At 51.6% G+C, this 15398-nt stretch carries 11 protein-coding genes; 3 read left to right on the top strand and 8 right to left on the bottom strand.

All coding sequences use genetic code 11. From position 1 onward, the window contains the following. Window positions 1–306 precede the first annotated feature (306 nt). Window positions 307–1197 (top strand): helix-turn-helix transcriptional regulator, encoded by an 891-nt coding sequence (locus EJQ19_RS29485; RefSeq protein WP_126144816.1) that lies wholly within the window; start codon window positions 307–309, stop codon window positions 1195–1197. 93 nt (window positions 1198–1290) lie between these two features. Here EJQ19_RS29485 and EJQ19_RS29480 read toward each other — a convergent pair whose 3' ends face one another. The 6 genes from EJQ19_RS29480 to EJQ19_RS29455 all read right to left on the bottom strand — a co-directional run bounded on the left by EJQ19_RS29480 (window position 1291) and on the right by EJQ19_RS29455 (window position 9524). Further along, window positions 1291–3255, bottom strand: a complete 1965-nt coding sequence (locus EJQ19_RS29480; RefSeq protein WP_241243136.1) for a glycoside hydrolase family 127 protein — start codon at window positions 3253–3255, stop codon at window positions 1291–1293. Between the two features lie 44 nt (window positions 3256–3299). Next, window positions 3300–4169, bottom strand: coding sequence for a carbohydrate ABC transporter permease (locus tag EJQ19_RS29475; RefSeq protein ID WP_126144815.1), 870 nt, complete (start codon window positions 4167–4169; stop codon window positions 3300–3302). Continuing rightward, complete coding sequence (locus EJQ19_RS29470; protein WP_126144814.1) at window positions 4166–5089, bottom strand: carbohydrate ABC transporter permease; 924 nt, start codon at window positions 5087–5089, stop codon at window positions 4166–4168. The genes EJQ19_RS29475 and EJQ19_RS29470 overlap by 4 nt, the downstream gene beginning before the upstream one ends. A 74-nt stretch (window positions 5090–5163) precedes the next feature. Next, window positions 5164–6567 carry an ABC transporter substrate-binding protein gene (locus tag EJQ19_RS29465; protein ID WP_241243137.1) on the bottom strand — a complete coding sequence of 468 codons (1404 nt, stop codon included), beginning with the start codon at window positions 6565–6567 and terminating at the stop codon, window positions 5164–5166. A gap of 298 nt (window positions 6568–6865) precedes the next feature. Then, window positions 6866–9037, bottom strand: a complete 2172-nt coding sequence (locus EJQ19_RS29460; protein WP_126144812.1) for a family 78 glycoside hydrolase catalytic domain — start codon at window positions 9035–9037, stop codon at window positions 6866–6868. Window positions 9038–9104: 67 nt separating this feature from the next. Then, window positions 9105–9524: an HD domain-containing protein gene (locus EJQ19_RS29455; RefSeq protein WP_126144811.1), complete on the bottom strand. Its 420-nt coding sequence runs from the start codon at window positions 9522–9524 to the stop codon at window positions 9105–9107. A gap of 134 nt (window positions 9525–9658) precedes the next feature. On the opposite strand from EJQ19_RS29455, the gene EJQ19_RS29450 reads away from it, so the two are divergent. Next, window positions 9659–10387, top strand: a complete 729-nt coding sequence (locus EJQ19_RS29450) for a hypothetical protein (protein WP_126144810.1) — start codon at window positions 9659–9661, stop codon at window positions 10385–10387. 120 nt (window positions 10388–10507) lie between these two features. On the opposite strand, the gene EJQ19_RS29445 is transcribed toward EJQ19_RS29450, so the two are convergent. Together EJQ19_RS29445 and EJQ19_RS29440 are read right to left on the bottom strand one after the other, a co-directional pair. Continuing rightward, window positions 10508–11746 carry an NAD(P)/FAD-dependent oxidoreductase gene (locus tag EJQ19_RS29445; RefSeq protein ID WP_126144809.1) on the bottom strand — a complete coding sequence of 413 codons (1239 nt, stop codon included), beginning with the start codon at window positions 11744–11746 and terminating at the stop codon, window positions 10508–10510. Between the two features lie 88 nt (window positions 11747–11834). Next, window positions 11835–14480, bottom strand: coding sequence for a winged helix-turn-helix domain-containing protein (locus EJQ19_RS29440; RefSeq protein ID WP_126144808.1), 2646 nt, complete (start codon window positions 14478–14480; stop codon window positions 11835–11837). Window positions 14481–14769: 289 nt separating this feature from the next. On the opposite strand from EJQ19_RS29440, the gene thpR reads away from it, so the two are divergent. Beyond that, entirely contained in the window at window positions 14770–15354 is a 585-nt protein-coding gene (gene thpR / locus EJQ19_RS29435; RefSeq protein WP_126144807.1) for an RNA 2',3'-cyclic phosphodiesterase, read from the top strand. Window positions 15355–15398: the final 44 nt, after the last annotated feature.

Genomic DNA, 15398 nt, shown 5'->3' with positions numbered 1-15398 from the left:
TTGTCTCAAGCTTAAACCTCCTCATAAGAAATGTTAGATTTCTTCCGTCACATCATGCTGTTGCGATGCACTTCAGATTGGCTGTGCGATCCCCTCCTCCTGATAGATTCACGCTTAGATACCCGGGATCTATCACTGAAGTGTTGCCCGATCCCGATAGATTCATCATACTGATTCGATCGAGGTGCGGCATTAATTTTCCCAACACGTTTTTTCGAAATCCCAACATCACTCTCCATTTGTCAGTCAAATATGGTACTATGATCGTATCATCCGCTATCAAAAAAAGAACCTCTCGAGGTGACTATGAATCCACAGATCCTTCACTTTATTGCCCCGCCAATCCCTTACTTCCTGGATTTCGGAAGCGCTTTCTACCAATCTGGCGATCTCCATATTTCGCGGAATCATATCGGCACCTTCGACTTAATCATTGTGACCAAGGGCACGATTTATATCGGAGAAGGCAAGCATAACTGGACGGTGAAGCAGCATGAGGCCATCATTCTCCGCCCGGATCTCAATCATTACGGAACAGCCCCCTGCACGCAGGAGACTGAAATTATCTGGATTCATTTTCATACCCACGGGGCCTGGGGCGAGTATGCCGATATGAATGCCTGCTTGGAAAATCAAGCCGAACTGATCAACAATCATCGAACAACCGCATTCTTGAACCATGCCGAGGTCAACTCCATTTTTATCCCCAAATATATGAAGCTGACGCCAAAAGCGTTTGAGCTTGCGGCCTATTTTTTCCAACTCGAGGACGAGTCCCGCTCCGTGCGCAACTGGCGCAAGCAAAACGCATTCCAGCTCTTCCTGCAGCACATTAGCCGGGAGCTGATCGCGACGACGGATATGACGGCCTTTCACCTGGCGGAGAAGGTCGAGTTGTTCATTCGACAGAACTATATGAAAAAAATTACGAACACTACACTCCAAGCGGAGCTGAACTATCACCCAAACTACTTGGCCAAATGCATGCTCAAGGTATTCGGGATGACGCCGATGGACTTCCTGCTGCAGTATCGGATCGAGCAGGCCAAAAAACTGCTCATCCAGACCGACTGGTCCATGACCAGGATCGCAGAGGAGTGCGGCTTCCAGCATGCATCTTATTTCTCTTATTGTTTTTCAAATAAAGAGGGGATTTCACCGCTTAATTTTCGGAAGAATTTTACGGGGCAAGGGTAGAAGGCGTCTTGCGCCCCTGGGTGGTAGGCGTTGCGGACATGCAAAAAAAAGCTGTCGCCAAGGTTTTACCCCTCGGAAGACAGCTCCTTCCACCTACGTGCGGGCGGCCTTCACCCACACCATCATCTCCCCCGCTCCGCGATTGCCCCACGCGTAGTACGGAATAAACGTGGACATGACGCGGTTTTGTGCCCATCCTTTATGCGGAACATACAAGTGCGCACCCTCCGCCGGTACCTCCGTTCGCAGCGATTCCACGCGGATCGTTGATATGCCGCCCAGCAAGTACGGATCGTACTCGACCGTAAACGCGGCCTCTCGGTCAACCTCCAGCAAGTGGAGATGACTCCCGTTATCCGCCTCCTCAAGGCAGTAGAGAAACGGACCGCGCTGCAGCGCGACTTTCCCTGCGTTTTGCCGGACAAGCGGATGGCTCTGGATCAGCTGCACCTGCATATCGAACAGCAGCTCGAGCCGGTCGCCCGACTGCCACGCCCGCGTGAAGTACGCGTAGCCATTTCGAACGTCATCAGGCTCGCAAATCGTGCCGTTCAGCCGGTACACCACGTCTTCACACCATGCAGGAACTCGAAAAGCCAAAGTAAAAGGCCCCGCAGCTCCAGCATCTTGTATGTTAAAGCTTACATTTCCGTCAGATGTGTACCTCGCGTCTTGCCGAACCCGCACCGGCTGGCCGTCCATACGCACCTCCGCTTCGCCTCCGATATACAGATGAACATACAGCGTATCCCCTTGGGCCGTATACACATAATGGTGCAGCGAAGCCAGCAGCCGCGCAATATTCGGTGGGCAGCAGGAGCAGCCGAACCATTGCTGTCGCTGAACTTTGACATGCCCGTAAATCGGATTGACCTCATTCGCCTTCGGATGCACCTCCAGCGGATTCACATAGAAGAAATGCTTCCCGTCCATCGCCATGCCGCCGAGCACCGTATTATACAACGCTCGCTCAAGTACGTCGGCGTACTCACCTTTCGGCTCAATCTCCAGCATCCTCCGGGCAAAAAAGATCAGGCCGATCGACGCGCACGTCTCGCCATACACCGTATCGTTCGGCAGGTCGTAGTCGATCGTGAACGACTCTCCGTACGCCATCGCGCCGATCGCGCCGGTAATATACATCTGCTTGTGCACGATGTTCGCCCACAGCTTGCGGCACGCCTCCAACAGGCTCGCATCCCCTGTCACCCCGGCCAAGTGAGCCATGCCCGTGCACATGTACACCAACCGAACCGCATGACCGACGGCGGTGTCCTGCTCACGAACCGGGAGGTGCGACTGACTGTATTTCAAGTCGAACGCCATGTTCAGCTCCTTGAAATGCACCTTGTTCACGCGCTTCTCGTACTCTTGGGCATAGAAGCTCGGCTGCCGCCCCCGCTCATCGAGGAAAAACTGGCTCAACTTCACGTATCGCTCGTTGCCGGTCGCTTCGTACAGCTTCATCAGCGCCAACTCGATTTCCTGATGTCCATCGTAGCCCTGCAGCTTGCCCGGCTCTCTGCCGAACACCGTATCCACGTAGTCGGCGTACCGGCAGCATACGTCGAGCAGCTTGCGCTTCCCCGTTGCCTGGAAATAGGCGACACCCGCTTCGATCAAGTGGCCTGCACAGTACAACTCGTGGCATTCCGCCAAGTTCGACCAGCGGTGCTCCGGTTCCTGGAGCGTAAAGTACGTGTTCAAATACCCGTCCGGCTGTTGGGCCTTGGCGAGCAGCTCGACGACATCGTCCGCAATGGCTTCCAACGCCGGATCCGGCCGCACGCCAAGCATATAGCCGACGGCCTCCAGCCATTTGTACACATCGCTGTCCTGGAACACCATGCCGCCGAAGGCACCCGCTTCCTCCCCGGCAGCAATTCGAAAATTCCGAATCGCATGGCTCGGCGCAGCGTCCTCGATCCCATCGTTGAGCGCCTCCCATTGATAGGGCAGCACAACCTCCTTCACCAGACGGATATAAGGCGACCAAAAGCTGTCCTCAATCCGAACGTTCCCTGTTTCCAGCCGTATATCCTTCATTTGCTTTGACATCGCACAGCACCGCTTTCATTTACGTTGATTTCATGCCACGAAGGCTAATTTTTCAATCCGGTTAACGTGATTCCCTCTACAAAATATTTTTGACCAATCAGGTAGAAAATGACGCCAGGCGCAAAGGACAGGCACGTGGCTGCCATCGTTGACGACCAATCTTGCTTTAATTGTCCTTTAAAATTGGTAAGTCCCAGTGCGATCGTGTATTTATCGCTTGAATTAATGTAAATCATCTGTTGGAGCAAATCGTTCCACAAGCCGATGAAAATAAACAAAGCGACGACGATCATAGCAGGCTTGATGGCTGGCATAATGATGCTGAACAAAATGCGGAAGTACCCGGCTCCGTCAATCGTTGCCGCTTGGTCGAGTTCTCGCGGGATGGAGAGAATGAACTGCCGAATCAAAAAAATATTAAAAGCGCCGCCGCCGCAAAAATAGGGCAAAATCAATGGCAGATAGCTGTCCTGGAGTCCCAGCCCCCGTGTCCATCCAATGTACAGGGGAATGAGCGTAACCATGGCAGGCAAGAGCATCGAACCGACGCAAAGGATCCAGATCAATTGTTTGCCTTTAAACCGCAACCTTGCAAAAGCATAACCACACAAGGTAGCCGTGAACGTCCCCCCCAAACAGGACGGAATGATAATGACCATCGTATTCCATAAGTACTTCCAGAATTTAAAAATCTTCAGTGTATTCTCGTAATTGGAAAACAACCAATTTTTCGGTATGAGCGACGGCGGATACTGGTAGATCTCGGGATTCGTCATCAAAGACGTACGGAATATCCACCAGATCGGGAAGAGCACAAGGAGGGCAAATCCAATGACGACGATAAGTGAAAGCACGTTCATCATTCGTTCACTGCGTTTTTTGCTTTTAAATCTGGCGTATGCGATTTCGCTCATTTATCGTCGTCTCCTTCGGAAAAGATCCACCGCTTCGACGTCTTGAACAAAACGGCCGTAAACGCGGCAAGAATAGCAAAAATAATAAAGGTCGTTGCGCAGGCGTAACCCAGCTTGTAATTGACGAAAGCCTGATCATACATGAGATACGTCATGAATCGGGAAGAATTGCCCGGACCGCCATTCGTCAGAGCAAGGGCCGGCGTAACGACTTGTAGATTGGCGATCAAGCTGAGCAGCAGGTTGTAAAAGATGATCGGCGTCATACAAGGCAAGGTGACATGCCGGAAGCGATTCCATCCGTTCGCACCATCCATTTCAGCCGCTTCATGATAGACGTTCGGAACGCTCTGAAGCCCGGCCAAAAAAATAACGATTAGATTCCCCGACAGCCAGACTGCAATCAAAGAGAGAGATGGGACTACGTAATTGGAATCCGCAATAAAGAGAACTTTGTTCAATCCGACTTTGGAGAGGAGATAGTTGAAGAAACCAAAGTTCGCTTCGTAAAGCCAGGACCATCCGACATATACAGCAGCGGCAGGCAAAACGAAAGGCACGTAGAATACCGCTCTGAAAAAACCTCTTGCCGGAATTTTACGGTTCAACAGCATCGCGATGAGCAGGGAATAGATCATACTGCCGGCTACCGATAAAAAGGCGAAGTAAAGCGTCGCTAGAATGGAATCTTTAATATAAGGATCGGTGGTAAACAGAGTGACATAATTGCTGAAGCCGACGAATTCGGGGTTTTTCAGCCCCGTCCAATTCGTCATACTAATCCCCAGCACGCCAAGAAGAGGCGCATAGGTAAGGAAGATCAGTCCGAGTATTGCCGGAATCAAGCATATATAAGCAACGCTTGCCTCGCTTGAATAGAGGCGGGAACGGCGCTGCCGAGGTTTGTTAAAGGTTTCCATAATCTTGCTCCCCACCTCAAAAGTTGAAGGATGACCGCCGCTTGCTAGTTCTTGGCGGTCATCCCTGCTAACCGTTATTTTTTGCCTTTGTTGGCTGCTTTCAGAGCTTCAAGATTTTTGGAAATGGCGTCCTTGGCCGAAGTTTTTCCGGTCCACACATCCCCCAATATCGATCCCAGCAATGTGTTAAAGTCCGTCGTATGATTCGTATAGAACCAGGAAGCCGGTCTTGCAGCCGGGGATAGCGCATAATCGACGACAGCAGACTTGTATTCGTTATACGGAGGGAAGTTCGGATTATCGACCCACTTATGGGTAAGCTTTTCATCCGTATACCATTTTTTCAACGTTGGCATCCAGATGCCTGATGAGATGAGTCCCCAGTTGTTTTCTTCAGCCGTGTACCATTTCAGCCATTCCATCGCTTCTTTCGGATGCTTGGTCTGAGAGAAGACGACATTGGCGCCACCCGTGTTGAGGGTCACCTTTTCCTTCATGTAAGGCAATACGGCTACGCCATATTTCAGTCCTGCATCCTTCGCCGCATTCAAGCTCGTTCCTACGTTCCACGCGCCGTTCGTCGCCATGGCGACCTTGCCTGCGATGATGGTACGCTGAATGCCGTCATCGGTCTGGCCGACGGACAACGGGGCAACGTGATCTTTTAAGTACAGATCCGCGACTTTCTGAATCGCTTCCATACTGGCGTCTTCCCCAATTCGTACCGCTGTGCCGTCACCCGAATAGAAACCGCCGCCATTGCTCAGTGCCCAGGCTTCCAGCTGCCACGCCAGATTTTCGACGGATGCGCCGTACTGAACGATGCTCTGCGCTTTAAAGCCGGCCTCGTCAGGATGTTTGCCGTTCGAGTCGACCGTCAGCTTCTTGGCCGTAGCTACGAATTCATCCCATGTCCAGGCTTTATCCAAAGCAGATGGCGGATAAGGAACCTTCGCTTTGTCGAACATATCTTTGTTGTAATAAAGAAGGAGAATTTCGTTGGCAGCGGCATAGGCTACCGTTTTGCCTTGATATTTGTAGGCCAGGCTATCCAGCGGTTTGCTGTCGCTTCCCTCGTACATGCTGCTTACATCATTCAGCATGCCATCGGAAGACCACTGAATGACGCCATCCTCCTTTAAGATCCCCGTATCCGGCAGCTGACCTGCCGCAGCCTGCGTATTCAGTTTGGTCATGTAGTTTTCCCAAGGAATCGCCTGCACTTTGACTTCGATTCTGTTTTGGGATGCATTAAACTTATCGGCCGCTTCCTGGGTTTTGTTTCCTTCCGCCTCGCTCCCCCACATCGCATAGGTAATTTTAACCTTCTCTGTGGAAGATGACGCCGTCGCCGCAGGTGATTTTGAAGCCGCTTCTCCCGTTGGCGATGCGGTTGGCGTGTCGTTATTCGTGGAGCATCCCGTCACCATGCTTAAGATCAAGGCTGTAGACACGCTAAACATGAATCCTTTTTTCATTGTCTTCACATTAACCCCTCCATCATATTGAATTCACCGTTATTTCTCGATTCCTCCCGCTTGGCGGGGACTATTTCATCTGTCAATTTTTTAGATTTTTTTAAAAATGATTCTTTTATGTAAGCGCTACAATTACATTATAGATAAACATTTCAAGTTTGACGACAAAGGATCTCAACCTTTTTTTTAGAAATCTCAACCTCTGCATATGATCTGCTGAACCGTTATCCGTGTTAAAAGAAAACGAGCCAACACCTTTTTCGGCATTGACTCGCTATGGTTGCTGATGCTTTCTTCATTATTGCAGAACAGGTGTCAATTCACTGCCGTCGTATTCGAGCTTGATCCGTCCTGACGGGACGGTCAATTCCAACGTAAACGGCCGCAGATCCGAAGGCAGCTTGGCCTCGCATGCCCATGTGTCCCATCCGGCACTCCGCGGTTGCAGACCGATCACATCCTCGATCAGCACAGGAATCGGCGAGCTCGCCCACGCATGACACAAGCTCGTATTCCATTTCTGCTCTTTACCCCAGGCCTCATAAGCCGAAGTCGCGCCCTCCCGCAGCATGTTTTGCCAGGAGTGTTCGTCGTCTGACATCATCAGCTCGTAGATTAAGCCGTACTCCCCAGCCCTAGCCAAGCTCTTTAACACAAAATACGACATATACACCCCGCAGCTAAACCGCTTGCGACGAATCAAATCAACGATGCTCGGAACCGCCTCTTCCGGCACCAACCCGAAGAAAAGCGACAGCACGTTTGCATGCAGAGAGGCGTGATCGGTGAACTCGGCATCCGCGAACAAGCGTGCCGCCGGACGGTAAAAGGCTTGACGGAATGCCTCCGTCAAATCTGGTAGAGCATCCTCATACGAGATTTCGAGGATGTCCTTCATCTCTTGAACGGCGCCAACACAGCCGATGTAGAAGGCATTCATCACCGCATGGCAGCCGTCACTGACAGGCCGGGTAAGCGGAAAGTCGTAGCCGTCCCGGAGGTTGTCCGGCCAATCGACAAGGTTCCATTTTTCCTTCACATGCTCAAGCAAGCCGTCCTCCCGTTGATAGCGGCTGAAATACGCCACCACACCTTCCGCATACGGCAGCATCTCCGCCAAAAACGTCCGATCGCCGGTCAGCTTGTAATACGTCAGCAATTGCATCGGCCATTGGCAGGAGAAATCGGCGATTTCCTGCATCAGATTTCCCGGCACGACCGCCATCAAACCAGGGCAGACGGCCGAACTCAAAGCGAACTCATGAAGCGCCTTCTTCCACATACGCGGATCACCGCTCACATACAGGTGGGCATGCCCAATCACCGTATTGTCGCCTAAGTACTGCCCCTTCTCCCGGCTGGGACAATCCAGATACGACTCCTGTGTACAATTGCGCACCGCTCGCTCGCAAATATCCCAGATGCCTTGAAGGATAGGATCCTCGCTTTTAAAAACAGCATAACGCCCTTCCAACTGCGGGTAATGCCGAACGACCGCCGAAACTGTCCCCGGATCGATCACCGTTCTGGATGAGATCACCTCGGCATAGCGGAACGTTTTGTACTCATAGTTTTCCAGAATTTGCTCGCCGTCCGACAACGTCCATATTTCCCGATACTCGCAATTGCACCGCATCTGATAGCGCACCGTGCCGTCGGCATTCAATTCCTCGCCGCATCTGACTTCGATCTGATCGCCCGCAGCGCCAGAAGCTTTCAGCGAAAACTGACCGGTAATCTCCTCTCCGAAATCGATCAGCATACGCCCAGCGCCAAGCTGCGTGACTTGCTGAGGCAAAACGCGATACGTGTCTACCACCGGGGTCGGCTGGCAATACAGCGCATAATCGTGCTGCGCTAAAGGAACTGCGCGCTCCCATCCAGCATCGTCGTACTCCGGCAAATTCCACCCCGGAACATCCAGCCGATTATCGATGTGCTCCAAAAATTGCGTGTCATACCCGACCGTCTCCGCCTGCCAATCGCCATATTTCCACAGTCGTTTGCATGTCCAGCTGCCGTCGCTTTGACACACTACCTCGTCTCCGGCCTTCAGCTCGGCAATGAGTCCTTGCCTCAGATCCCCACTGTTGTAGGCCCGATTCACAAGCCCTTGATAGTACACGTGGAGCGCAATGACGTTTACCCCTTCGATTACAAAAGGAGAAATATCCAGTTGGTTGTAATAGTAATGGAACCTGTAGTTTTGAGCTGGGCCTTGCGCGACGTAGCGGCCGTTCACATACAGCTTGTAATAATCGTCTGCGCCAAGATCCAACAGCAAAGGAGCCTTGCAGCTCGCTCCCTGCTCCAGCTTGAACGCCTTGCGGAACAATGCGTGATGATGCTTCAGCTGAACCGGGTGCTCGAACGGCGGGGGCGGAAGCGTTTCTTTATGCAGAAGGTCGACGGGGCTTTGATCCGCAAAATCGGGATGCTGAATCCATGCCGCTGCCCATTGTTTGTCCATAATACAATCCCCTTTACTGAGCCTTGCGAATAATAGGCTCTTTCGGTAATCGCTTGCAACAAGCCGGTTAAAAACGCAATACTGCAATCGCCTTCTTGTATTTGTCGATGCGTTCATAATCTTGTTTCGTCGGATTCGGGATGCGATTCACGTCGCTGTTGTCCTCCAAATCGAGCAGCTTCACACGCGTCGCCAGCGGATTAAGCTTCACGCGCTCAATGAATGCATCGTAGCTTTCGTCTGCGCGACGGGTCAAGCAATCGAGTGCGTCAATGACGGAAGGGCTAAAGCCCTCTTTTTGCAGATCGAATAACGTTATGTTGGAGTCCTCGACGACATCATGCAGTACAGCCACAATGGCGTCTTCTTCTGACTTGGCCCGGCTCGCCAAACGAATCGGGTGCAAAATATAAGGCTGACCGCCTTTGTCCTCCTGCCCGTCATGGGCTTTGGCTGCCAGTAAGATCGCTTTGGTCAGTAGGCTCATTGCTGGTTTCCCCTCCTCATGCTCAGCCAACTTTAAGGAAAGATTAATGTGCTTTTCAGCTTCTATTCGGCTAATTTTCATATTCCTATCTTACAATAAAAAACAAGTTCATGGATAGGAGTGTGCATCTACATATGAAAATAACAAAACTTGCAGGTATAGCCATATTAATTCCCGTGCTGCTGGCCGGATGCGGAGCGAAGAACGATACGCAAAGCGCAGCGGCGGCGAACACGTCCCCGCCTGCGCAGCAAAGCGGACAGGCAGCCGGCGGCACCGGGCAGGGCGGCGGAAACGTACAGAACCGGCCGCAAATGAGCGCAGCGCAAAGAACGATGTTCACCACGTTCCAGACGCTGGAGATGATGGATCGCCAGGACGGCCTGGCGATCACCAAAGAACAGGCACAGGCGATGCTGCCTGTCGTCCAGGATGTCGTCGATAAGAAGGAACTCAGCGACGACAATAAAACAAAACTGCTCGAGAAGCTGACTGACGAGCAGAAGAAGTTCATCACCGACGCCGAGTCGCGCATGGCCAGCCGCGGTCAAGGCGGCGGGCCGGGTGGACAAGGCGCCGGCGGCGAAGGCCGCCCGAATCGGGGCGGCCAGGGCAGCGCAGCGCCGAACGCGTCCGCGGCACCGCAGGCGGGCGGCGATGCCGCCGGCAGCGCGAACGGCGCGGCGGACGGCAAGAGCGGCGCCGGCGCCGATGCCAATGCAGCCGGGGGCAACGGCGGGGGCCGCAACTTTGGCGGCGGCGGTGGCGCCGGCGGCCAGGGCGGCAACCGGTCGAATGGCGGCGGCCAATTCGCCAACCCGGGCCAGCAACTGATCGAGCTGCTGCAGAGCAAGACGAAGTAGCTCCTAGAGCCTTCTAAACCGAACGTCAAAAAGCCTGAGTTAACCGGATGTGAGCCGGTACGCTCAGGCCTTTTCTTTATATCAACCAGATTACATACACGAGAGCAATCACAATGCCTCTTATCGATTTTCCTTCTGAATCAGTCGCATGACGGTTTGCCCCAGCGCTTCAGGCTCATTCGCGTAGTTGTAAATTCCTAGAAATGCTTGTGCCGCCTCCGGATAGCTAGCGATTACGCGATTCACCATTACTTGTTCCTGCGTTGGCGGTGTATTTTTCGTAATCTGACAAGCCATGTGAAAGCGCGACATCATCTTAGACTCCAGCTCATTTTGATATTGATGAGCCATACGATTCCAGTTCGCTGCCCAATCGTCCGTTGCGGCAAGGATGGAAGTCAATAATCGAGCGCTATAGATTGCATCGTGCATCCCTTGGCCGACCGCAGGATCCTTGAAGGAAATGGCATCTCCGACCAGTGCCCACCCTGAACCCATCGCTTGGAACCAGTCATTGTCATAGCCGAGCAGCCCTCGGATCGGTTCTTCCAGTTTCGAGGTTTCCAGCCTTCGTGGGAAATCCGTATGGGCAAAAGCGCTGCGAACCAGCTCACGGAAGCTTGCTTCGGGTTCGCCCAGAAATTTATTCTTCCATTCGGCATCCTCTAACGGAAACATCAAACCAACGACATGCATGTCATCGCTGGTCGGAAAGAGGATCGCGATACGTCCTGCCGTCACGTAAAATTCTACACGGGGCTCCCCTTCTTGTACATAACCGGAGAAGTACCCCACATAGGAAGCGTAGTCTGTTGGGACAGCCATCTTCCGTTCGCTGTTTACTAAACGGCGCAGCGTGGAATGACGTCCGTCCGCACCAACGACTAATCCAGCCGTATAGGAGGATTGGAGGCCTTCGCGGTTTACACCAACGACACCTGTCACCGTATCCCCCTGCCAGAGAACGTCCGTAACGCGGAAGCCTTGCAAAGTGGTCACTTCTTTCTGCATAGCGGCATGATCCCACAGCATTTTATCTAAATATTTGCGTCGGATGCAGAGGCTATGGCTTTCGCCATTGACGACGGGATAATCTGCCTCAATGACAACGTCCCCCATCTGAATATGAGCCTTTTTGTATAAAGGCGTACCGGTCTGAAGCAGCTTATCCAACACGCCCATCTCACGCAGCATTCCGACCGAATTGTTAAAAAAGTTGTGCGTTGACAGCGTATCGCTTGGAAATTCCGCACGATCCAGAAGCAGCACCTCATATCCGTTCCGCGCCAATTCATACGCAAGCGTGGAACCTGCAACTCTGCCGCCGACGATAATCACGTCAAATTGATCTTTTCGCATCGTCTTCCTCCTTTTTTTGAATAAACAAAGTGTATCAAAATGGAGGAAGGTTGCCGTCTAACGGACGATATACAGCAGGGATATATCTTTACTTTAGAAGTCCCTTCTGTTTGGCCTCTTGGATCGCCTGGATTCGATTGGCAACTTGCAACTTACTGTAAATCCGATGCAAATGAAGCTTTACTGTGCCTTCCGTAAGTACCAACCGGCTAGCGATTGACTTGTTGGACAGCCCTTCCGCCAGCAGTTGCAGCACTTCTTCCTCACGGGCTGTTAACATGAACACGGAATGCGCTTCTGACTCTTTCGTCGAATCCTTAGGCTCCTGGCCGATATGCAAAGAGAGGATGTGTTGCAAGAAGGAACGCGATACACCCGCTGTAAGAGCCTTGGTCATTGCGTTGTTTTGACGCATTTCCGCATATTGCCGCAGCAGCTTACGATAATTAGTTTCGCTAAAGCACTGCAGGCAGCCTTCTCTTTCGCCAAGCAATAGCGCCTCATGCAGATGAAGCAATGCAAAATGAGCCTGCTCCTGGTTCTCATAGATTTGGGCGAGACAGAGCAACGTTTCAATCTCCGTCATCGTTCGGCTTGCTGACCTTGCTTGGCTGAGCAGCTGCTCACACCAATATTGCGCTTCCTTCCAATTTCCGGTGCACATCTGAACACGAATATACGTCAGCAGCTCATATTCTCGATTGCCCATCATATCCTGCTGTCTGCTCCATGGCATAGCCGAGCACCACTCTTGAGCTGCGTTCAGCTCTCCGAGGCTCAAGAGGCATCGCACTTTGCAGGCTTGCAGCAGGGCTTCCCACTGGGACTGCCGCTGTTGCATGAGCTCCAGTTGTTCCGTGGCGCCTTCGAGCAAATTCATCGCATGTTTGGTGTCGCCACGAGCCATCGCGATTTGAACACGAACGATTTCAGCCGGCAAGTAGGCGCCTACGATGCGGTTCAAACTGGCGATACGGATCGCGTCTTCCGCGAATTGCAGCGCTTCCGTCAGCCGATTCCTCTCCAGGCAGACCTCACTCATCGCAGTCCGTTGATAGGCGGTAAAAGGGAAGTCGTGAAAGCTCTGTTTTTCAATAAAGGTGGCATATAGTCGATGGTAGCTTTCTGACTTTTTGATGGAGCCGTTAAAGCCATAGTACCCTCGAATCAGTGGAACTGCACCGTCATTCAGCTCGATCCCCAGCCCGAAAAGCATCGGAAGCCCCTCGATATCCGGCAGGGATTCATCGTCCAACATCGCTTGAAGAAGCGCTATACAGCGTTCAAAATCGCCTTTGAGCATAGCATGATAGGTCTTGGCAACTTTAACATCTTCTCCGATGGCAATGTGCAGCGAAGACTTATGACGGCCGGGCACATCCAGTATCTTTTGCAGAAGTCGAACATACCCCTCCAAATTCTCACTGCGGCCCATGATCAGCTCCGTCCAAACCAGCGTAATCAGCAGTTCTGGACGCTCTCTGATCGGGTCAGGCAGCTCCATCAGCCAACGATGCAGCGTTGCCAATTCTCTTCTTTTCAGCAAATTCGTCGCACTTGCAGCAATGAGTTCACCCGCACGCTCGTAGTCCTTAGCAGCCAGCGCGTGCTCGATTGCCTCGTTGGTGTAATGATGCTGCTCCAACCATCTGCTGGCAATGTCATGCAAGGATGCAAGGTCAGTCTGATCTTCTTTCGCCCAACGACTGCGCAAAAAATCCGAAAATAAAGGATGATACCGATACCAAATGCCATCAGCATCCAAGGGAATCACGAAAAGACTTAACCGTTCCAATTCCTGAAGCTTGCTTGCGTCTTCCGCTTTACCGGTTAATGCTGCACATAATCTCGGGTGCAATCGTTCCAGAATGGCTGTTGTTGTTAGAAAATGGCGCGTATCCTCAGGCAAATGGACGAATACTTCCTGCATGAGATAATCCACAACATACCGATGGTCTCCTTTGAACCTGCGAAGCGCATCAGGCTGCCCGGCCAAGTGAGATAAAACGGCGAGCTGTATGCCAGCAATCCAGCCTTCCGTCCGCTCCGAAAGCGTTTTGAGCGCGGCGTCTTGAATTCCCTTCCCGGTTCGTCGCTCCCAGAACAAGGTCATCTCCTGATTGGTAAATCTTAGATCAGCCGAACTAATTTCGTTCAGTTGCCCGCTCACGCGCAAAAGCCCAGTCGACAGCGGAGGCTGCTTGCGGCTCAGCATGACGAGATGAACGCTTGGCGGCATTCGCTCAAACAAGAAAGCGATCGAGCGGTGAATGTCTTCATTTTCAATGACATAGTAATCGTCAAGTACGAGCACCAGATCATGTCCTAGCTCAAATAGGTCATTAAGCAGCCATGAAATCATTTGCTCGGGTGAGCAAGACATCGTTTGCAGCAGCGACAGTGACTTGTGACCGACACCTGGGTATAGCCGTTGGATTGCCGATATAAGATAAGTCCAGAACCGGTGCCAATCGTTCTCCCCGCGATCTAGTGAAACCCACCCTACGGGCATGGTCTGATTCAGGCACCATTGACTGACCAACGTTGTTTTGCCAAAACCAGGAGGTGATATCACCAGTGTGAGTTTGCAGTGAGGCGTCTTATCTAACAACGCATTAAGCTTTTCTCTGGCAACATATGCGGAAGGTTTGTGAGGAATATATAGCTTGGTCGACACCAAGGGATAGTCGTTCATTTGGAATTGTCCGTTCGCCTGCTCAGGCGGATAAGTCATGCTTTGCGCTCCTTTACCATCGATAAGGATCTTTCCACTTGCAGACGTTTTATCTGGAATTCATATCTATTATCCAACAAATTCTTTCCACCCTACAACTATGAATTTTCTCTGGAGCACCTCCCTTGTTTGTTAGAAATGGGATAAAATTCTTGTTACTCGGTGACACTAGCAAGTAGACTGCCTGATATTGGAAGATATCAGGCTTTAAGCGAGAGTATAAGCATAAATAAGCACTTCGGCTGCCTATGTTAACGGCTGCCGAGGTGCTTGTCATAAGAGGGGTTCTATGAATACGATGACTATGGTTCGTTTATTTGTTGCTGTGCCGATCCCATCCGAGATTAAGCATGTTGTTGCCAATTGGATCGATGAGTTAAAAAAGGAACTGCCTTTTCGCAAATGGGTCCATCCGGATGATTTACATATTACCCTGCAGTTTCTCGGAGATACGCCTTCAGAAGATGTCTCACAGATTACAAAAGCGCTGCAGGAACTGTCGACAGCGTCAAGTCCTCTTTCGCTTCGCATCGATTCCCTTGGCTATTTCGGTCGTTCAACCCAACCATCTGTGCTATGGGCCGGTGTTGGCGGCAATGTGAAAGGGCTCCAAAGCCTACATAATCAGGTGAGCAGCATACTTGCGCCGCTAGGTTATAAGCCGGAAGAGCGCGCTTATCACCCCCATCTGACACTTGCCCGCAATTACGCGGCCACAACACCTTTCAATCGTGAACGTCTTAATCATTTTGCGGTTCCCACTTTTATCAACGGAGATCTCCTGACGTGGAAAACCTCTACCATCACGCTATATCGGAGTCACTTGAACAAACAGCCCATGTATGAAGTTATGTATTCATCAATTGGAAGTTGATGCGTCCGTTTTCAAATAAGGAGCTGCGGAAGGTTTCCCTCTCA

Origin of the sequence: Paenibacillus whitsoniae, from assembly GCF_003955665.1 — a bacterium.
GTDB lineage: Bacteria > Bacillota > Bacilli > Paenibacillales > NBRC-103111 > Paenibacillus_E > Paenibacillus_E whitsoniae.
This window is presented reverse-complemented; position numbering and strand designations above follow the sequence as displayed.

Bases quoted from the DNA above. Each gene is read 5' to 3' on its own strand.
- EJQ19_RS29485 (WP_126144816.1), top strand. From the start codon at position 307: ATGAATCCACAGATCCTTCACTTTATTGCCCCGCCAATCCCTTACTTC.
- EJQ19_RS29480 (WP_241243136.1), bottom strand. From the start codon at position 3,255: ATGTCAAAGCAAATGAAGGATATACGGCTGGAAACAGGGAACGTTCGG.
- EJQ19_RS29475 (WP_126144815.1), bottom strand. From the start codon at position 4,169: ATGAGCGAAATCGCATACGCCAGATTTAAAAGCAAAAAACGCAGTGAA.
- EJQ19_RS29470 (WP_126144814.1), bottom strand. From the start codon at position 5,089: ATGGAAACCTTTAACAAACCTCGGCAGCGCCGTTCCCGCCTCTATTCA.
- EJQ19_RS29465 (WP_241243137.1), bottom strand. From the start codon at position 6,567: ATGAAAAAAGGATTCATGTTTAGCGTGTCTACAGCCTTGATCTTAAGC.
- EJQ19_RS29460 (WP_126144812.1), bottom strand. From the start codon at position 9,037: ATGGACAAACAATGGGCAGCGGCATGGATTCAGCATCCCGATTTTGCG.
- EJQ19_RS29455 (WP_126144811.1), bottom strand. From the start codon at position 9,524: ATGAGCCTACTGACCAAAGCGATCTTACTGGCAGCCAAAGCCCATGAC.
- EJQ19_RS29450 (WP_126144810.1), top strand. From the start codon at position 9,659: ATGAAAATAACAAAACTTGCAGGTATAGCCATATTAATTCCCGTGCTG.
- EJQ19_RS29445 (WP_126144809.1), bottom strand. From the start codon at position 11,746: ATGCGAAAAGATCAATTTGACGTGATTATCGTCGGCGGCAGAGTTGCA.
- EJQ19_RS29440 (WP_126144808.1), bottom strand. From the start codon at position 14,480: ATGACTTATCCGCCTGAGCAGGCGAACGGACAATTCCAAATGAACGAC.
- thpR (WP_126144807.1), top strand. From the start codon at position 14,770: ATGAATACGATGACTATGGTTCGTTTATTTGTTGCTGTGCCGATCCCA.